This is a genomic window from Streptomyces sp. NPDC037410 (genome assembly GCF_055602235.1).
This window is the reverse complement of record NZ_JBVJWR010000001.1, coordinates 485794-503255: the sequence shown is the minus strand read 5'-3', so window position 1 is coordinate 503255 and position 17462 is coordinate 485794. Positions and strand designations below refer to the sequence as shown.

The window sequence follows — 17462 nt, the reverse complement described above, 5'->3', positions numbered from 1 at the left end:
TTGGTGTTCGACGTTTCTTGTTCGTCGTTTCTTGTTCGACCACGCAGGAGGAACACCCATGGGCCAGTTGCTCAAAGTGCAGAACTTCATGGTCTCGTCCGACGGATTCGGTACGGGGGAGGGCCAGAGTCTGGAGCGGCCGTTCGGGCACGCGGATCCCGCCGCGATGTTCTCCTGGGCCGGCGCCACGGCGAGCTGGCCCAACCGCACCGACCCCGGCGGCAGCCGGGGCCTCGACGACTACCTGACGCGGGACTTCCACCACGGCATCGGCGCCGAGATCATGGGCCGCAACAAGTTCGGGCCCCAGCGCGGGCCCTGGGAGAACGAGGACTGGAAGGGCTGGTGGGGCGAGGAGCCGCCGTTCCACACGCCGGTGTTCGTCCTGACCCACCACCCGCGCCCGTCGTTCACGCTCTCCGACACCACCTTCCACTTCGTCGACGCCGACCCGGCGACGGCGCTCGACATGGCGCGTGAGGCCGCGCAGGGCAAGGACGTCCGGCTCGGCGGCGGCGCCACCACGATCCGGGAGTTCCTCGACGCCGATCTCGTCGACACCCTGCACGTCGCGGTGTCGCCGGTGAAGCTCGGGGCGGGCGTCAAGCTCTGGGACTCGCCCGACGAGCTGCTCGACCGGTTCCACCGCGACGTGGTGCCCAGCCCGAGCGGCCAGGTGACGCACCACCTGTTCTGGCGGAAGTAGGTCCGGCTACCGCCCGAGGCGCTCCAGCGCCTCCGGGGCCTCGTCGATCGAGTCGACCAGGGCGATGCGCAGGGCCATCGGGCGGTTCCCGGCGAGGGATTCCAGGAGCGGCCAGGCCGGGAGCGTCGTGGTCCAGTGGGCGCGGTTCACCAGGACCATGGGGGTCGGGTCGCCCCGGGAGGCGTAGTAGTTCGGGGTCGCGTTGTCGAAGATCTCCTGAACCGTGCCCGCCGCCCCCGGCAGGAAGACGACGCCCGCCGTCGAGCGGGCGAGGAGGCCGTCCTCCCGGGTGGCGTTCGCGAAGTACTTGGCGATGTGCGCGGCGAAGGGGTTCGGCGGCTCGTGGCCGTAGAACCAGGTGGGGATGCCGACCGAGTCCCCGCCGTGCGGCCACAGGGCCCGTACCGCGAAGGCGGCGCGGGCCCAGTCCGTCACCGAGGGCGTGAACGACGGGGCCTTGGAGAGCAGGTCGAGCGAGGAGGCGAGGGCCTCGTCCTCGTACGGGGCGAGGTACGCGCCCAGGTTCGCGGCCTCCATCGCGCCGGGGCCGCCGCCGGTCGCCACCGTGAGACCGGCGCGGGCCAGCGTCCTGCCGAGCCGGGCCGCGCCCGCGTACGCCTCCGTGCCCCGGCCCATCGCGTGCCCGCCCATGACGCCGACGACCCCGGCCCCGTCGAGGAGTTCGTCGAGGGCGTCGGAGACGGCGTCGTCGTGGAGGGAGCGGAGCATCGAGGAGAGGATGTCGCCGTCGGCCCTGGTCCGGCCGAACCACGCGTACGAGCGGAAGTCCGGCGTCTGCTCGTAGCCGCCCTCGGTGATCCCCTCGAAGAGTTCCCCGGGCGTGTAGAGCCGCGCCCGGTAGGGGTCGAAGGGCAGCTCGGGGACGGGCGGGAAGACGAGGGCCCCGTCGGCGCGGACCTTGGCGGCGGCCTCCGGCTCCATGGGGCAGCCGAGGAAGACGGCCTCGGTGGTGACGGCGGTGAGCAGGGCGAAGGTCCGGCCGGTGAGGTCGATCGACTGGACGCGCTGTCCGGCGAGCGAGCCGGGGCGGGCGACCGCCGCGTCGAACTCGGCGAGGGTGTGGATCTCGCGTGCGTGCCCGCGCGGTCCGGGCGGGCGGTGTGCCGGGGGGAGCGTCGCCATGGGCCCACGATAGGGGCCGCCGTCGCGGGCGGCCCCTCGGCGGCCGTCCGGGGGGCGTCCCGCCGGTCGGGCCGGCGGAACACCCTCGTCCGGAGCGCTCAGCCGCGAGGGGGCGTCCCGCCGTTCGGGCGGCGGAACACCTCGTCCGGAGCGCTCAGCCGCGCAGTGGCGCGGCTGCCAGTTCCGCGACCGCCCAGGTCAGCGGGACGAAGACGGCGAGGAGTGCGCCGGCGCGCAGCAGGGCCGCCGTGCGCAGGACGGTGGGCGGGGCGCCGATGCGCAGGAGGGCCTCGGTGGTGTGGGTGCGGCCCTGCCGGGATTCGAGGGTGGCGGTCAGCAGCGTCGCGGTGGTGCAGGCCAGGACGAGGGCCGCGCCGAGGCCGGTGAGCGGGCCGAAGGCCTCGGAGCCGCCTTCCGCCCCGTACAGCTCGGCCGCAGCGAGGGTGCCGGAGAGCACGGCGCTGACCACCCCGAGCGGGCGGCCGATACGGCGGGACTCGTCCATCAGGACGCGGCCGGCGAGCAGCCGGGTGGCGCCCGGCCGGACCGCCTGGAGGAGCCGGCCGCAGCCGTGGGTGAGGCCGGGGCCCGCCAGGGCGAGGCCCACGGCGGTGAGGATCCAGCCGGCGAGGACGCCCGCGGGGTTGCCGTCGAAGCCGCCCGGAAGCGGGAGGCCGCTCCGGGAGGTGCTCTGGGCCGCGTACGTCTCGATGGCCAGGCCGACCGCGACGAGGGCGACGCCCCAGGGCAGCCCGGACGGCATCGCCTTCTCTGCGCCCTCGGGCGCGGCGGGTGCGGTGCGGGGCCGCAGCGCCAGGCCGGCCGCGGTGGTGGCGACGACCGGCAGGACGGCGAGCAGGGTGAGGGCGGCCGCGAGCGGGATCGGCTGGTCGGCGGCGAGGAGCCCGGCGGCGGCGCCGTCGAAGGGCAGGCCGGTGATGTCGCCGCGCAGGTGCAGGTAGAACAGGAGCGCGACCACGGAGCCGAGCGTGCAGGCGACGGCCGTCGAGGCGGCGGCGATCGCCGTGAGCCGGGTGGGGCCGAGGCCGACGGCGGAGAGTCCGGGGCGCGGCCGGGTGCTGGGGTCGGTGCGGGCCACCGCGACGGCGAACTGGACGGTCGCGGCGAGCGGCAGCACGCACCAGAGCAGCCGCAGCACGGAGGCCGAGGACTGCGCCGGGTGCCCGACGGCGTATCCGAGGGTGCAGAGCAGGAGGAAGCCCACCCCCGCGGCCGCGGCGGCGACGAGGAGCCGGCGCGTCAGGACGAGGGGGTGGGTCCCGCGGGCTAGACGGAGAGCGAGCACGCGGCGACGCCCTCCGCCCCTGATGCCGGGGGTACGGCGGCGACCCTGCGTCCGTCGAGGAGGGCGATGCCGCGGTCGGCGAGCGCCGCGACCTCGCCGTCGTGGGTGGCGAGGAGCACGGTGATGCCGTGCGAGCGGGCCGCGGCCGCGAGGGTGCGCAGGACCTGCGCGCCGTCGGCCCGGTGCAGGGTGGCGGTCGGTTCGTCGGCGAAGAGGACCGACGGGGTGGTGACCAGGGCGCGGGCGATCGCGATCCGCTGGCGCTGGGACTGGGTGAGGGCGTGCGGCCGCTTGCGGGCGCAGCCGCCGATGTCGAGCCGCTCCAGCCACTCCTGGGCGGCGGTCTTCGCGGCCCGGTGGGAGGTGCCGCGGAGCAGCAGCGGCAGGGCGGTGTTCTCCCAGCCGGTGAGCTCCGGGACGAGGCCGGGCTCGGGGTCGATCCAGCCGAAGCGGTCGCGCCGGAGCCGCTCGCGCTGGGCGGGGGTCAGGGTGTGGACGGGGCCGCTGTTGAACCAGACCTCGCCCTGCTGGGCGGTGAGCTGGCCGGAGAGGCAGCGCAGCAGGGTGGTCTTGCCGCTGCCGCGGGGGCCGACGACGGCGAGGATCTCTCCTTCGCGGACGCCGAGGGAGACGCCACTGAGCGCCTCCGAACCGCCCAGGGTGCAGTGCAGGGAACGCGCCCAGAGCACGTCGTTGTCCGGTGGGGCCATCGCGTACACCTCGATGTCGGATCCGATTCTCGCCTTCCCCCGCCCGGGGGAACGAAGGGACGGGCCTGTCGGTCACTCGGCACCGTAAGGATTCAGATCCGGTTGTACGGACAGCACACGGCCCGGGCCGCCGCCATCCACTCGGATGGCGGCATGCCCGGGCCGTGGGGGTCACGCCGTGAGGGCGGCGTGATGCTCGTCGGAGATCAGAGCTTGGCCCACGCCTCGGTGAGGGTGGCGCGGAGGATCTGCTCGATCTCGTCGAACGTGGACTGGTCCGCGATCAGCGGCGGCGCCAGCTGGATGACCGGGTCGCCACGGTCGTCGGCGCGGCAGTACAGGCCGTTGTCGTACAGCGCCTTGGAGAGGAAGCCGTACAGGACGCGCTCCACCTCCTCGTCGTTGAAGGACTCCTTGGTGACCTTGTCCTTGACGAGCTCGATGCCGTAGAAGAAGCCGTTGCCGCGGACGTCGCCGACGATCGGCAGGTCGTGCAGCTTCTTCAGGGTGTTGAAGAAGTTGCCCTCCTGGTCCAGCACGTGCTGGTTCAGGCCTTCCTTGTCGAAGATGTCGAGGTTGGCGATCGCGACCGCCGACGACACCGGGTGGCCACCGAAGGTGTAGCCGTGCAGGAAGGTGTTGTCGCCCTTGTAGAACGGCTCGGCGATGCGGTCCGAGACGATGCAGGCGCCGATCGGGGAGTAGCCCGAGGTCATGCCCTTGGCGCAGGTGATCATGTCCGGCACGTAGCCGAACTTGTCACAGGCGAACATCGTGCCGAGGCGGCCGAAGGCGCAGATCGTCTCGTCGGAGACGAGCAGCACGTCGTACTGGTCGCAGATCTCGCGGACGCGCTGGAAGTAGCCGGGCGGCGGCGGGAAGCAGCCGCCGGCGTTCTGCACGGGCTCCAGGAAGACGGCCGCGACGGTCTCGGGGCCCTCGAAGAGGATCTGCTGCTCGATCTGGTCGGCGGCCCAGCGGCCGAAGGCCTCGGGGTCGTCGCCGTGGATCGGGGCGCGGTAGATGTTGGTGTTCGGCACCTTGTGCGCGCCGGGGACCAGCGGCTCGAAGGGGGCCTTCAGGGCCGGCAGGCCGGTGATCGACAGGGCGCCCTGCGGGGTGCCGTGGTAGGCGACCGCACGCGAGATGACCTTGTACTTGGTGTGCTTGCCCTGCAGCTTGAAGTACTGCTTGGCGAGCTTCCAGGCGGTCTCGACGGCCTCGCCGCCACCGGTGGTGAAGAAGACCTTGTTGAGGTCGCCCGGGGCGTAGTCGGCGAGACGCTCGGCGAGCTCGACGGCCTTGGGGTGCGCGTACGACCACACGGGGAAGAACGCGAGCTCCTGGGCCTGCTTGTACGCGACCTCGGCCAGCTCACGGCGGCCGTGACCGGCGTTGACCACGAAGAGACCCGCGAGACCGTCGAGGTAGCGCTTGCCCTTGTCGTCGAAGATGTAGGTGCCCTCACCGCGGACGATGGTGGGGACGGGGTTGTTCTCGTAGGACGACATGCGGGTGAAGTGCATCCACAGGTGGTCGTACGCGGTCTTGGACAGGTCCTGGGTCACGATTATCGAGTTCCCCACATGTAGGTCTGCTTCTTGAGCTTGAGGTAGACGAAGCTCTCGGTGGAGCGCACGCCGGGGAGCGTGCGGATCCGCTTGTTGATCACATCGAGCAGGTGGTCGTCGTCCTCGCAGACGACCTCCACCATGAGGTCGAAGGAGCCCGCGGTCATCACCACGTACTCGCACTCGGCCATGGCCGTCAGTGCCTCCGCGACCGGATCCAGGTCACCCTCGACGTTGATGCCGACCATCGCCTGCCGTCGGAAACCCACGGTGAGCGGGTCGGTGACGGCGACGATCTGCATGACGCCCTGGTCGAGCAGCTTCTGGACGCGCTGCCGCACGGCGGCTTCGGAGAGGCCGACGGCCTTTCCTATCGCCGCGTAGGGGCGGCGGCCGTCCTCCTGGAGCTGCTCGATGATCGCCAGGGAGACGGCGTCGATCGTCGGGGACGAACCGGTTCCGGTTCTTGAGTGGTTGCTTTGACTTGCCACGACTTCACTGTGCACCGAGATGGGCAGTCGTGCAAGCCCAGACTGATGAAATTCGTTGTGAAGTGCTCTGGATCTTACTGAATCCGAAGGTACGAGGGGTCGGGGCTGTTGAAAGCGTCAGTGGAGCGACTAGGCTGAGGTGTCTCGCCCATCGGGACACCGCACAAGGACGTGCGAAGACAGAACGTGACAGGAGGGGTGGCAAGTGACCACCGAGCTGCGCCGGCTGCGTAACTACATCAACGGGGAGTTCCGCGACGCGGCCGACGGCCGCACCATCGACGTGATCAACCCGGCCACCGGTGAGGTGTACGCCACCTCCCCGCTCTCCGGGCAGGCCGACGTCGACGCCGCCATGGAGGCCGCCGCCGCGGCCTTCCCCGCCTGGCGTGACAGCACGCCGTCCGAGCGCCAGAAGGTGCTCCTCAAGATCGCCGACGCCTTCGAGGAGCGCGCCGAGGAGCTCATCGCCGCCGAGGTCCAGAACACCGGCAAGCCGGTCGCCCTCACCGCCAGCGAAGAGATCCCGCCGATGGTGGACCAGATCCGCTTCTTCGCCGGTGCCGCCCGGCTGCTCGAAGGCCGCTCGGCCGGCGAGTACATGGAGGGCATGACCTCCATCGTCCGCCGCGAGCCGGTCGGCGTCTGCGCGCAGGTCGCGCCGTGGAACTACCCGATGATGATGGCCGTGTGGAAGTTCGCCCCGGCGCTCGCCGCGGGCAACACCGTCGTCCTCAAGCCCTCGGACACGACCCCCGCGTCGACCGTCCTGATGGCCGAGATCATCGGCCAGATCGTCCCCAAGGGCGTCTTCAACGTCGTCTGCGGCGACCGCGAGACGGGCAAGGCCATGGTCGAGCACCCGACCCCGGCGATGGCCTCCATCACCGGCTCGGTCCGCGCCGGCATGCAGGTCGCCGAGTCGGCGGCCAAGGACGTCAAGCGCGTCCACCTGGAGCTGGGCGGCAAGGCCCCGGTCGTCGTCTTCGAGGACACCGACATCGAGAAGGCCGTCGAGGACATCGCCGTCGCCGGCTACTTCAACGCCGGCCAGGACTGCACCGCCGCCACCCGCGTGCTCGTGCACGAGTCCATCCACGACGAGTTCGTCGCCGCGCTCGCCAAGGCCGCGTCCGAGACCAAGACCGGTCAGCCGGACGACGAGGACGTGCTCTACGGCCCGCTGAACAACGCCAACCAGCTGAAGCAGGTCACCGGCTTCATCGAGCGCCTCCCGGCCCACGCCAAGGTCGAGGCCGGCGGTCACCGCGTCGGCGACAAGGGCTACTTCTACGCCCCGACCGTCGTCTCCGGCCTCAAGCAGGACGACGAGATCGTCCAGAACGAGGTCTTCGGCCCGGTCATCACCGTCCAGTCCTTCACGGACGAGGCGCAGGCCCTGGAGTTCGCGAACGGCGTCGAGTACGCCCTCGCCTCCTCCGTCTGGACCAAGGACCACGCGCGCGCGATGCGCATGTCCAAGTCCCTCGACTTCGGCTGCGTGTGGATCAACACCCACATCCCGCTCGTCGCCGAGATGCCCCACGGCGGCTACAAGAAGTCCGGCTACGGCAAGGACCTCTCCGCCTACGGCTTCGAGGACTACACGCGCATCAAGCACGTCATGACCTCCCTGGGCTGATCCCCGCCCGGACCCGGCGCGCGGCCCCGACACCTTGATCGACAGGGTGTCGGGGCCGCGCGCCGTCGCTCGACGGACCGTCCATTGCCGCAGCTCGCGGCGGGCCGCGATGCTGCACGGGTGAGAGCGACTGCCAGGAAACACCTGTCCCGCCGGACCCTGCTGCGCGGCTTCGGCGGCGTGGGGGCCGCGACCCTGCTCGCCGGATGCGGGGTCCCCGCCGCCTACGTCGAGGAGGGCGACCGGGCCGGGCGCGACCTCTCGGCCCGCGACCGCACCCTCGACTTCGCCAACTGGCCGCTGTACATCGACACCGATGACGACGACACGTCGAAGCGGCCGACCCTGGACGCCTTCCGGAAGCGCACCGGCATCTCCGTCCGGTACACCGAGGAGATCAACGACAACGACGAGTTCTTCGGCAAGATCAGCCCCTCCCTGATGAACCACCAGGAGACCGGGCGCGATCTGATCGTCGTCAGCGACTGGATGGCCGCCCGCTTCGTCCGCCTCGGCTGGGTCCAGGAGATGGACCGCGCCGCCCAGCCGAACGTCGCGCGGCACCTCGACCCGCAGCTGGAGTCGCCCGCCTTCGACCCCGGCCGGCTGCACAGCGTGCCCTGGCAGTCCGGGATCACCGGCATCGCGTACAACCGGAAGAAGCTCGGCCGGGAACTGCGCTCCACCCAGGAGCTCTGGGCCGACGACCTGCGCGGCAAGGTCACCCTGCTGTCCGGGCTCGACGAGTCCTTCGCCCTGCTCATGCTGGGCAGGGGCGTCGACGTGACCCGGTGGACCGGTGACGACTTCCACGCCCTGTGCGAGCAGATCGAGGGGCTCGTCCGGAAGAAGCACATCCGGCGCTTCACCGGCAACGACTACATCAAGGACCTGTCCACCGGCGACGTCCTGGCCTGCCAGGCGTACTCCGGCGACGTCATCCAGCTCCAGGCCGACAACCCGGACATCGAGTTCGTCGTCCCCGAGGAGGGCGCCGAACTGTGGGCCGAGTCCCTCATGATCCCCAACCTCGCCCAGCACAAGACCAGTGCCGAGAAGCTCGTCGACTACTACTACGAGCCCGAGGTCGCCGCCGAACTCGCCGCCTGGGTCAACTACGTCTGCCCGGTGCCGGCCGCCCAGAAGGTCCTCGCCGACTCCGGTGACGAGGAGCTCGTGGCGCTCGCCGAGGACCCGCTGATCTTCCCCGACGCCGACATGCGGGGCCGGCTCGCCATCGCCCGGGACATCACCACCGAGGAGCGCCAGGAGTTCGCCAAGCGGTGGAACTCGATCGTGGGCCTGTGAGTTGAGACGATCATGACGGACACACGCCTCAACCCCCTCGTCACCTATGGTCTGTTCCTCGCCTGGGCCGTGCACGACGCCGAAGAGCTCGCACGCGGCCCGCGCTGGCTCCGGGAGAACCTGCCGGGCCTGCGCGAGCGCTTCCCCGGCGTGCCGGAGCGGGTGTGGAAGGCGATGGAGTCCGTCGACGAGCGGGAATTCGCCGCCGCCGTCGGGGTGATGGCGGTGATCGTCGCCTCGGCCGCCGTGTCGGGCGCGCGCTCCGGCGGCCGGTCCGGCTTCTACCAGGGGGCGGTGACCGGCTTCGGGCTCCACGGCCTCGTCCACCTCGCGCAGGCCGCCGTGGCGCGCGACGTGACGCCCGGCGCGGCGACCTCGCCGCTCGTCGTCATCCCCTTCTCCCTGTGGGCCCGCGGCCGGCTGCGCCGGGCCGGCGTGCTGCGGCCGGTCAGGCCCGGGGGAGTGGCGGCGGGCCTCGCGGTGGCGGCGGGGGCGACGGTGGTGGCGCACGGCGTCGGACGGAGGCTCGCGGGGCGGTTCTGAACGCGCGGGTGGCGGACCGCACCTCGGATGCACCAACAGGCTCTTCGTCCGGCGGCGTGCGCCCCGCCTAGTCCGGCAGGCCGTAGGCCGCCACCATCAGGCGCAGGGCCGTCTTGTTCATGTCCTGGCCCTTGGCGTCGGTGGCGTTGACGCTGTAGACGAGCGTGCGGGCGCCGTCGCGGGTCGAGGCGATGGCCGTGTTGTAGCCCCAGCGGCCGCCGGTCTTGCCCCAGACCTCGCGGCCGCCGAGCTTCTTCATCGACAGGCCGACGGAGTACGCGGCCGGGTCGCCCGACTGGGCGTCGGGGACCTTCGGGAGCGTGAACATCTCCTCCAGGAGCCGACCGCGCACCACACGCCCCTTGAACAGGGCCTTCGTGAAGTGCTCCAGGTCGGCGGTGGTCGAGACGAGGTCCCCGGCGGCCCAGGCCTCCGACGTCCCCCACTCCGAGACGTCACGCAGGCCGGTCGTGCCGTCGCCGAGCTGCATCGTCTGGTAGCCGTGGTTGTACGGGCCGGTGATCCCGGCCGCCCCGCGCGGGAAGTACGTGTTCCGCAGGCCGAGCGGCCTCAGGATCCGCCGCTCCACCTGGTGCTCGTACGAGTCGCCCGTGACCCGCTCCACGATCAGGCCGGCGATCGTGTACCCGATGTTCAGGTAGTGCTGGTTCGTGCCGGGCTCGAACTCGCGCGGCTGCGCCGTCGCCGAGCGGACCAGCTCCTCCGGGGTGTGGACGTCGAAGCGGTGCGCGTACCACTCCTCGACCGTCTCGCCCGGCATGTCGGCGGCCGGGATGCCGTGGGTGTGGTTCAGGAGCTGCCGCACGGTCACCGTCGCGTACTCGCCGGGGATGAGATCCGGGAGGTACGAGCGGGCCGTCCGGTCCAGGTCGATCCGGCCCTCGGCGGCCAGCTGGAGGACGGTCGCCGCCGTGAACACCTTCGTCACCGAACCGGCCCGGAAGCGGGCGGCCGGGTCCGCGGGGGCGTTCGTCTCCAGGTCGTGGACGCCCGCGCTGCCCTGCCAGGAACCCTCGGTGCCGCCGACCCGGACGAGCGCGGCCGTCGCGTCGGCGCGGGGGAGGCCCGCGATGACCGCCGACAGATCGGCGGGGGAGGCCTGCGCGGCCTGCGGGGCGGACACCGCCGGCTGCTCCGCCGCGAAGGCGGGGGTGAGGGCGGGGTCGGCGGCGACGCCCAGGACCAGGGCGGCGGCGAGCAGGGTGCGGGTGGACTTCCGCATGGTCAACTCCGTGGGTGTGAGCCGTTGTTCTCGATGACTCCATCCTGCTGACCAGCGGCGATCCGCGGATCGCCCGAACCGGCGGTCTTCGGCGGCCCGGTTCCTCCCCGGCGCGGGGGAGGAACCGGGCCGGCTCATCCCCCGGGCGGGGGAGAGCCCGCCGCGACCAGACCCGTCTCGTACGCGCAGATCACCGCCTGGATGCGGTCCCGCAGCCCCAGCTTGGACAGCACGTTCCCCACGTGCGTCTTCACCGTGTGGTCGCTGACCACCAGCTCCGCCGCGATCTCCGCGTTCGACAGGCCCCGCGCGAGCAGCAGCAGCGTCTCGCGCTCCCGCCCGGTGAGGACGTCAAGCCGCGGATCGGCGCCACCCGCTCCTTCTCCCCGTGTCCTGCGCGGCCCGCCCGCCGTGTACTGCTCCACGAGCCGCCGCGCCACGGACGGCGCGAGCAGCGAGTCGCCCGCCGCCACCACCCGTACCGCGTGCACCAGGTCGTCCCGGCGCACGTCCTTGAGGAGGAAACCGCTCGCGCCCGCGTGCAGCGCCTCGTACACGTACGCGTCGGTGTCGAAGGTCGTCAGCATCACCGTCCGGCAGGCGGACCCCGCGCTGATCGCCCGGCAGGCCTCGATGCCGTCCGTCCGGGGCATCCGGATGTCGAGCAGCGCCACGTCCGGCGCGAGCCGGCGCACCGCCTCGACGGCCTCCGCGCCGTCCCCGGCCTCCGCGACCACCTCGATGTCCGGCTGCGCGTCCAGGATCATCGCGAAGCCGCTGCGGACCAGTTCCTGGTCGTCCGCCACCACCACCCGGATCGTCATACCTCCCCCTCCCGTACGGGCAGCAGCACCCGCACCTCGAACCCCCGGCCGCCGGGCCCAGGGCCCGTCTCCGCCGTCCCGCCGTGCGCGGCGGCCCGCTCCCTGATGCCCACCAGACCGTGCCCGCCAGGACCGCCCTGCGGGCCGCGCCCGTCGTCGGTCACCGTGACCCGCAGGACGCCGTCCGCGTGCGCGAGCCGCACGTCGACCGTACGCGCCCGGGCGTGCTTCACCACGTTCGTCAGCGCCTCCTGCACGATCCGGTAGACGCTCGCCCCGGTCGCCGCGGGCAGCGCCCGCACCCCGCCCTCCGTCGCGTACCCGACGGCCAGACCGCCCGTCCGCACCCGCTCGAACAGGCCGGGCAGGTCGGCGAGGTCCGGCGCGGGCTCGCGCGGAGCCGCCGACTCGCCGCCCTCGCGCAGCAGCCCCAGCATCTGCCGCAGCTGCGTCATCGCCTCCCGGCCCGTCTGCGAGATCGCCTCGAACGCCGCCTCCGCGCGCTCCGGGGCGGCCCGCACCGCGACCGGGCCCGCCTCCGCCTGCACGACCATCAGGCTCACCGCGTGCGACAGGATGTCGTGCATCTCCCGTGCGATCCTGACCCGTTCGCTCGCGGCGACCCGCTCGGCCTCCACCCGCTGCGCCCGCTGCCGGGCGTCCGTGAGCCGCCCGAAGACATAGGCGGCGCCGAACACGAAGAGGGAGAAGGTGAGTTCGCGCGCCGACTGGGTGTTGAGCCACACCGAGGCCGGCACCGCGACCACCATGAGCCCCGCCGTCGTGAACCGCTGCCACGCCGGAGAGAGCGCGGCGATCGTGTAGACGCAGACCAGCCCGGTGTACGGCAGCGGCTGCCCGGGGCCCTCCACGGCCAGCTTGTACAGCGCGCTCGCCGCCAGGACCGCGAGCAGCACGGCGAGCGGCGCGCGCCGCCGCCAGACCAGCGGCACCACGGTCAGCGTGGTCAGCCCGTACGCCGGCCAGGTCGCCGGTTCGAGCTCGGGCCCGCGCGGCACCACGAACGGCATCGTCATCGCCGCCTGCACGAGCAGCGCGATCCCGGTGTCCACCGCCCACGGGTTCGCCGCGCCCCAGGTCCGAGCCCGCTCCCACCCGCTGCGTACATCCCCCCGTATGCCCATCAGCCGCCCGGCTCCGGTTCCAGGGTCGGGTGGGTGATCCGGTGGTTCACGCGCGGGCCTTTCGCAGCAGGGCGGCGAGGGTGTCGGGCCGGTTCGTGGTGACCGAGTCGGCTCCGTTCCCGATCAGCTTACGCATGGTCCGCGCGGTGTCCGCCGTCCAGGCCGAGACGAGCAGCCCGTCCCGGTGCACCCGCTCGGCGAGCTCCCGACTCACCAGGCCGAAACGGTAGTTGAGCCAGTGCGGCCGCACGGCGTCGAGCAGCACCCGCCGGGGCGGGGCGAGCGAGGTCCACGTCAGGGCGATCTCCGCGGCCGGGTCGGCGGCCCGGACCTGGAGCATGGCGACGGCGCCCGCGCAGTAGTAGACGCGCTCCCCGGCCCCGCACTCGCGGACCGTGCCGACGATCCGGCGGACCGAGTCCTCGTTCCCGCCCGGCAGGTCCAGCATCAGCCGGTGGTCCCCGGCGGTCTGCAGCGCCTCGCGGAGGGTCGGCACGCCGTCGCGGGTCAACTCGCGCAGCTGCTCGTACGGCAGCTCCGCGAGCGGCCGGTCGTGGCGCCACAGCCGCTTCAGGGTGTCGTCGTGGAGGAGGACGGGCACGCCGTCCTTCGTCAGCCGGACGTCGATCTCGACGGCGTCCGCCCCCCGCTCGATCGCCGAGGCGATCGAGGGGAGCGTGTTCTCACGGACGCGGTACGGATCGCCGCGATGGCCTACGACAGTGACGGAGCGCATGGCCCCATTCTCTTCGCCCTCAGCGAGCCAGCCAGTCGTTCGTGTACGTGTCGATCTCGGCCGCGATCCGGGCCTTGCCGGCCGGGTCCAGGAAGGAGGCCTCCACCGCGTTCTTGGCGAGGGCGGCGAGACCGCGCTCGTCGAGGCCGAGGAGACGGGCGGCGACGGCGTACTCGTTGTTGAGGTCCGTGCCGAACATCGGCGGGTCGTCGCTGTTGATCGTGACGAGCACCCCGGCGTCGACGAACTGCCGGATCGGGTGCTCCTCCAGGTCGGCGACGGCCCGGGTCGCGATGTTCGACGTCGGGCACACCTCCAGGGCGATCCGGTGCTCGGCGAGGTACGCGAGGAGCTCCGGGTCCTGGGCGGAGCTGGTGCCGTGGCCGATGCGCTCGGCGCCGAGCTCGCGGATCGCGTCCCAGACGGTCTGCGCGCCGGTCGTCTCGCCGGCGTGCGGGACGGAGTGCAGCCCGGCCGCGCGGGCCAGGTCGAAGTACGGCTTGAACTGCGGGCGCGGCACGCCGATCTCCGGGCCGCCGAGGCCGAAGGAGACCAGGCCCTCCGGGCGCAGCCCGTCGGTGGTGGCGAGCCGTGCGGTCTCCTCGGCGGAGACCAGGCCGGCCTCGCCGGGGATGTCGAAGCACCAGCGCAGGACGGTGCCGAACTCGGCCTCGGCGGCCTTGCGGGCGTCCTCGATCGCCGCCATGAAGGCGCGCTCGTCGATGCCGCGGCGGGTGGAGGAGTACGGGGTGATGGTCAGCTCGGCGTAGCGGATGTTCTGCCGGGCCATGTCACGGGCGACCTCGAAGGTCAGCAGCCGGACGTCCTCGGGGGTGCGGACCAGGTCGACGACCGACAGGTAGACGTCGATGAAGTGCGCGAAGTCCGTGAAGGTGAAGTAGTCGGTGAGCGCCTCAGGGTCCGTCGGGACCTTGGAGTCGGGGTGCCGGGCCGCGAGCTCGGCGACGATCCGCGGCGAGGCGGAGCCGACGTGGTGGACGTGCAGCTCGGCCTTGGGGAGTCCCGCGATGAAAGGGTGGAGATCGGTCATCGGGTCATCGTAGGCCGGGCGCGGCCCTCCCAGGAGGGAGGCCGTAGCATGACGTGACCACGATGGGGGAGGCCCATGTCTGACAACCGAGACCAGTCGCAGGGCGGGTACGACCCGACCGACCCATGGGCTCCGCCGAACCGCGACGGGGTGGAACTCAGCAAGCCGGCGACGCCGTCGCCCTCGCCGGTGCACGACCAGCCGACCATGACGTCCTTCCCGGCCGCGCCGGGAGCTCCGGGCGGGGACGTCCCGCCGCCGCCGGTCGCCCCCGGCGGCCCGGCGGTCACGCCCGGGTACGGCTACCCGGCGGCGAACACGTCCGGCGCGTACGGCTATCCGCCGGCCCCGACGCCCCCCGTCGTCACCGGGTACGGCTACCCGGCCCCGGGATACGGTCAGCCCGGCTGGCAGCAGCCGCCGAACAACGGGATGGGCGTGGCCGCGATGGTGCTGGGCATCTGCGCCGTCGCCCTCTCCCTCTGCTCGTACGGCATCCTCGGCCTGATCCTGGGCGGGATCGCGCTGCCGCTCGGCATCGTGGGCCGCAAGCGGCACCTGCGGGGCGAGGCGAACAACAAGGGGCAGGCCGTCACCGGCATCGTGCTCGGCTCCATCGGCATCGCCCTCGGCCTCGCGGGCCTCGCGCTCATCATCGTCCTCGCGACGCACGCGGACGAGTGGAGCGACAGCGGCAACGACTCCTGGTCGTCGACGGGCACGTCCCTCAGCGCTCCCCGCTGAGCCGGCGCCCGCGAAGGGGCCCCGCACCTCACCGGTGCGGGGCCCCTCTGCGTGTCACCCGGCGCGCAGCCGCGCCCGCGCCTCCATGAGCGCGAAGCCGAGCAGATTGAGCCCGCGCCAGCGGGCCGGGTCGTGGGCGCGGGGGTCGTCCGCGGCGAGGCCGATGCCCCAGACGCGGTCCAGCGGGCTGGCCTCCACGAGGACGCGCTCGCCCGTGCCGACCAGGTACGCGCGCAGGGCCTCGTCCGAGGAGAACTTTTGGACGCTGCCCTCGACGACGATCCCGAAGCGCTCCCGCTCCCAGACGGCCTCGTCGAAGCCCCGCACGAGGCGCCCGGCGTTCTTGGCCTCCGCGGGGGTACGGGCGGTCAGCGCGGCCCGCTCGGCGTCCGCGTCCCGGAAGAGGCGGGCCTTGGCCGCCATCATCCAGTGCTCGGCGGTCGCGTACGCCACTCCGTCGACCGTGAAGCGCGCCGGCCACCACTGGCTGAGACAGCTTGCCGAAAGGCGCCCGTCGGGGTGCGGACGGTGCCCCCAGAAGTGCAGCCATTTCACACGGTCACCACGCGTGACCTGCTGCGTCAGCTCTTCGATCTTGGTCATACATGCGAGTCTGGCAGCCACCACAGACATTCCGTACGGAGATTTTCCGGCCACCTCGACACATGGTCGACCGATTCCGTCGCGTAACCAAAAGGCAACAACGGAATCCCTTGTTGCGTGCGTCTCACTCTGTCAGGATCGGCACTCAATTCGAGCTGGGACAACGGAGAGCGTCATGACCAACCGCTTCCAGGTGACCGACCGCTTCGCGGACGGCGCGCAGTACATCGGCGGAAGGCTCCGCGCCGGAACCTCGGATCAGGAACACAGCGTGATCGACCCGGCGACCGGCGAGAGCGTCTACACGTACACGCTCGCCTCCACCGCCGACGTGGACGAGGCCGTCGCCGCCGCCAAGGCCGCCTTCCCCGGCTGGGCGGCCGCCACCCCGGGCGAGCGCTCCGACGCGCTGCACCGCCTCGCCGGCGTCCTCGCCGACTGGGCGGAGGACATCGCCCGCGTCGAGTCGCTCCAGTGCGGCAAGCCGCTCAAGCTGACCACCGAGTTCGACGTGCCCGGCACGATCGACAACGCGGCCTTCTTCGCCGGGGCCGCCCGCCACCTCCAGGGCCAGTCGGCCGCCGAGTACAGCGGCGACCACACCTCGTACATCCGCCGCGAGCCGATCGGCGTCGTCGGCTCCATCGCCCCCTGGAACTACCCGCTCCAGATGGCCGCCTGGAAGATCCTCCCGGCGATCGCCGCCGGCAACACGATCGTCCTCAAGCCGGCCGAGATCACCCCGCTGACCTCGCTGATGTTCGCGATGGCGGCGAAGGAGGCCGGCATCCCCGACGGTGTCGTCAACATCGTCAGCGGCTCCGGGCGGGTCGTCGGCGAGCACCTCGTCGGCCACCCCGACGTCGTCATGACCTCGTTCACCGGCTCCACCCCGGTCGGCAAGCGGGTCGCCGAGGTCGCCACCTCCACCGTGAAGCGGCTCCACCTCGAACTCGGCGGCAAGGCCCCGTTCCTCGTCTTCGACGACGCCGACCTGGAGGCCGCCGCACAGGGTGCCGTCGCCGCCTCCCTCATCAACAGCGGCCAGGACTGCACCGCCGCCACGCGCGCGTACGTCCAGCGTCCGCTCTTCGACGCCTTCGTCGCCCGCGTCGCCGAACTCATGGAGACCGTCCGCGTCGGCGACCCCTTCGCGCCCGGCACCGACCTCGGTCCGCTCGTCAGCCACCGCCACCGCGACAGCGTCGCCGGCTTCGTCGAGCGCGCCCGCGGCTACGCCACCGTCGTCACCGGCGGCGAAGCCCCTGGTGGAGAGCTCAAGAACGGCGCATACTACCGTCCCACCCTGATCACCGGCGCCGCACAGGACAGCGAGGTCGTGCAGTCGGAGATCTTCGGTCCGGTCCTGGTGGCCCTGCCCTTCGACGGCGACGACGAGGGCATCCGGCTCGCCAACGACACCCCCTACGGCCTCGCGGCCTCCGCCTGGAGCCGAGACGTCTACCGGGCCAACCGGGCCACACGGGAGATCAAGGCGGGATGCGTGTGGGTCAACGACCACATCCCGATCATCAGCGAGATGCCCCACGGCGGCACCAAGGCCTCCGGTTACGGAAAGGACATGTCGGCGTACTCCTTCGAGGAGTACACGCAGGTCAAGCACGTGATGTTCGACAACACGGCGGTGCCGGCCAAGGACTGGCACCGCACGATCTTCGGGGACCGATAACAACTC

General features: G+C 72.1%; 16 protein-coding genes and 1 pseudogene. 6 read left to right on the top strand and 11 right to left on the bottom strand.

The genetic code is table 11. From position 1 onward, the window contains the following. Positions 1-58 precede the first annotated feature (58 nt). Positions 59-706 (top strand): dihydrofolate reductase family protein, encoded by a 648-nt coding sequence (locus tag ACZ7HT_RS02325; protein WP_471158837.1) that lies wholly within the window; start codon positions 59-61, stop codon positions 704-706. Between the two features lie 6 nt (positions 707-712). On the opposite strand, the gene ACZ7HT_RS02320 is transcribed toward ACZ7HT_RS02325, so the two are convergent. The 5 genes from ACZ7HT_RS02320 to ACZ7HT_RS02300 all read right to left on the bottom strand — a co-directional run bounded on the left by ACZ7HT_RS02320 (position 713) and on the right by ACZ7HT_RS02300 (position 5927). Next, positions 713-1849, bottom strand: a complete 1137-nt coding sequence (locus ACZ7HT_RS02320; protein WP_471158835.1) for an LOG family protein — start codon at positions 1847-1849, stop codon at positions 713-715. A 154-nt stretch (positions 1850-2003) separates the two neighbouring features. Continuing rightward, the gene (locus tag ACZ7HT_RS02315) at positions 2004-3155 is read right to left on the bottom strand and encodes a hypothetical protein (RefSeq protein WP_471158833.1); all 1152 of its coding nucleotides are present in this window, start codon (positions 3153-3155) and stop codon (positions 2004-2006) included. Next, on the bottom strand, positions 3137-3865 hold the full coding sequence (locus ACZ7HT_RS02310) for an ABC transporter ATP-binding protein (RefSeq protein ID WP_471158831.1): 729 nt from the start codon (positions 3863-3865) through the stop codon (positions 3137-3139). Before ACZ7HT_RS02310 ends, ACZ7HT_RS02315 begins: the two co-directional genes overlap by 19 nt. A gap of 206 nt (positions 3866-4071) precedes the next feature. Then, complete coding sequence (locus tag ACZ7HT_RS02305) at positions 4072-5451, bottom strand: aspartate aminotransferase family protein (protein ID WP_471158829.1); 1380 nt, start codon at positions 5449-5451, stop codon at positions 4072-4074. Continuing rightward, positions 5436-5927, bottom strand: a complete 492-nt coding sequence (locus ACZ7HT_RS02300) for an Lrp/AsnC family transcriptional regulator (RefSeq protein ID WP_181924492.1) — start codon at positions 5925-5927, stop codon at positions 5436-5438. The genes ACZ7HT_RS02305 and ACZ7HT_RS02300 overlap by 16 nt, the downstream gene beginning before the upstream one ends. A gap of 205 nt (positions 5928-6132) precedes the next feature. On the opposite strand from ACZ7HT_RS02300, the gene ACZ7HT_RS02295 reads away from it, so the two are divergent. The 3 genes from ACZ7HT_RS02295 (at position 6133) to ACZ7HT_RS02285 (ending at position 9420) form a co-directional block, all read left to right on the top strand. Further along, the gene (locus ACZ7HT_RS02295) at positions 6133-7569 is read left to right on the top strand and encodes a gamma-aminobutyraldehyde dehydrogenase (protein WP_471158826.1); all 1437 of its coding nucleotides are present in this window, start codon (positions 6133-6135) and stop codon (positions 7567-7569) included. Between the two features lie 144 nt (positions 7570-7713). Further along, complete coding sequence (locus ACZ7HT_RS02290) at positions 7714-8877, top strand: ABC transporter substrate-binding protein (RefSeq protein ID WP_471159042.1); 1164 nt, start codon at positions 7714-7716, stop codon at positions 8875-8877. Positions 8878-8889: 12 nt separating this feature from the next. Next, positions 8890-9420 carry an HXXEE domain-containing protein gene (locus tag ACZ7HT_RS02285; protein WP_471158824.1) on the top strand — a complete coding sequence of 177 codons (531 nt, stop codon included), beginning with the start codon at positions 8890-8892 and terminating at the stop codon, positions 9418-9420. A gap of 67 nt (positions 9421-9487) precedes the next feature. Here ACZ7HT_RS02285 and ACZ7HT_RS02280 read toward each other — a convergent pair whose 3' ends face one another. From ACZ7HT_RS02280 to ACZ7HT_RS02260, 5 genes and pseudogenes are all read right to left on the bottom strand, one after another. After that, positions 9488-10663: a serine hydrolase domain-containing protein gene (locus ACZ7HT_RS02280; protein ID WP_471159040.1), complete on the bottom strand. Its 1176-nt coding sequence runs from the start codon at positions 10661-10663 to the stop codon at positions 9488-9490. 102 nt (positions 10664-10765) lie between these two features. Next, a pseudogene (locus ACZ7HT_RS02275) lies at positions 10766-11487 on the bottom strand (response regulator); the annotation flags it as partial. Then, complete coding sequence (locus ACZ7HT_RS02270) at positions 11484-12632, bottom strand: sensor histidine kinase (RefSeq protein ID WP_471158822.1); 1149 nt, start codon at positions 12630-12632, stop codon at positions 11484-11486. The pseudogene ACZ7HT_RS02275 and the gene ACZ7HT_RS02270, both read right to left, overlap by 4 nt. Before the next feature lie 46 nt (positions 12633-12678). Then, positions 12679-13368, bottom strand: a complete 690-nt coding sequence (locus ACZ7HT_RS02265; protein ID WP_471158820.1) for a glycerophosphodiester phosphodiesterase — start codon at positions 13366-13368, stop codon at positions 12679-12681. A gap of 19 nt (positions 13369-13387) precedes the next feature. After that, positions 13388-14419, bottom strand: a complete 1032-nt coding sequence (locus tag ACZ7HT_RS02260; RefSeq protein ID WP_471158818.1) for an adenosine deaminase — start codon at positions 14417-14419, stop codon at positions 13388-13390. A gap of 75 nt (positions 14420-14494) precedes the next feature. Between ACZ7HT_RS02260 and ACZ7HT_RS02255 the strand changes: the two genes are divergently transcribed. Beyond that, entirely contained in the window at positions 14495-15163 is a 669-nt protein-coding gene (locus ACZ7HT_RS02255) for a DUF4190 domain-containing protein (RefSeq protein ID WP_471158816.1), read from the top strand. A gap of 54 nt (positions 15164-15217) precedes the next feature. Here the strand turns inward: ACZ7HT_RS02255 and ACZ7HT_RS02250 are convergent, their stop codons facing one another. After that, complete coding sequence (locus tag ACZ7HT_RS02250; RefSeq protein WP_471158814.1) at positions 15218-15766, bottom strand: NADAR family protein; 549 nt, start codon at positions 15764-15766, stop codon at positions 15218-15220. A 175-nt stretch (positions 15767-15941) separates the two neighbouring features. Here ACZ7HT_RS02250 and ACZ7HT_RS02245 point away from each other — a divergent pair, with 175 nt between their 5' ends. Then, the gene (locus ACZ7HT_RS02245) at positions 15942-17456 is read left to right on the top strand and encodes a gamma-aminobutyraldehyde dehydrogenase (protein WP_471158812.1); all 1515 of its coding nucleotides are present in this window, start codon (positions 15942-15944) and stop codon (positions 17454-17456) included. Positions 17457-17462: the final 6 nt, after the last annotated feature.

What these genes read in the sequence shown, in the direction of transcription:
- ACZ7HT_RS02325 (WP_471158837.1), top strand. Translation starts at nt 59, where the DNA reads ATGGGCCAGTTGCTCAAAGTGCAGAACTTCATGGTCTCGTCCGACGGA.
- ACZ7HT_RS02320 (WP_471158835.1), bottom strand. Translation starts at nt 1,849, where the DNA reads ATGGCGACGCTCCCCCCGGCACACCGCCCGCCCGGACCGCGCGGGCAC.
- ACZ7HT_RS02310 (WP_471158831.1), bottom strand. Translation starts at nt 3,865, where the DNA reads ATGGCCCCACCGGACAACGACGTGCTCTGGGCGCGTTCCCTGCACTGC.
- ACZ7HT_RS02285 (WP_471158824.1), top strand. Translation starts at nt 8,890, where the DNA reads ATGACGGACACACGCCTCAACCCCCTCGTCACCTATGGTCTGTTCCTC.
- ACZ7HT_RS02280 (WP_471159040.1), bottom strand. Translation starts at nt 10,663, where the DNA reads ATGCGGAAGTCCACCCGCACCCTGCTCGCCGCCGCCCTGGTCCTGGGC.
- ACZ7HT_RS02270 (WP_471158822.1), bottom strand. Translation starts at nt 12,632, where the DNA reads ATGGGCATACGGGGGGATGTACGCAGCGGGTGGGAGCGGGCTCGGACC.
- ACZ7HT_RS02265 (WP_471158820.1), bottom strand. Translation starts at nt 13,368, where the DNA reads ATGCGCTCCGTCACTGTCGTAGGCCATCGCGGCGATCCGTACCGCGTC.
- ACZ7HT_RS02260 (WP_471158818.1), bottom strand. Translation starts at nt 14,419, where the DNA reads ATGACCGATCTCCACCCTTTCATCGCGGGACTCCCCAAGGCCGAGCTG.
- ACZ7HT_RS02255 (WP_471158816.1), top strand. Translation starts at nt 14,495, where the DNA reads ATGTCTGACAACCGAGACCAGTCGCAGGGCGGGTACGACCCGACCGAC.
- ACZ7HT_RS02250 (WP_471158814.1), bottom strand. Translation starts at nt 15,766, where the DNA reads ATGACCAAGATCGAAGAGCTGACGCAGCAGGTCACGCGTGGTGACCGT.
- ACZ7HT_RS02245 (WP_471158812.1), top strand. Translation starts at nt 15,942, where the DNA reads ATGACCAACCGCTTCCAGGTGACCGACCGCTTCGCGGACGGCGCGCAG.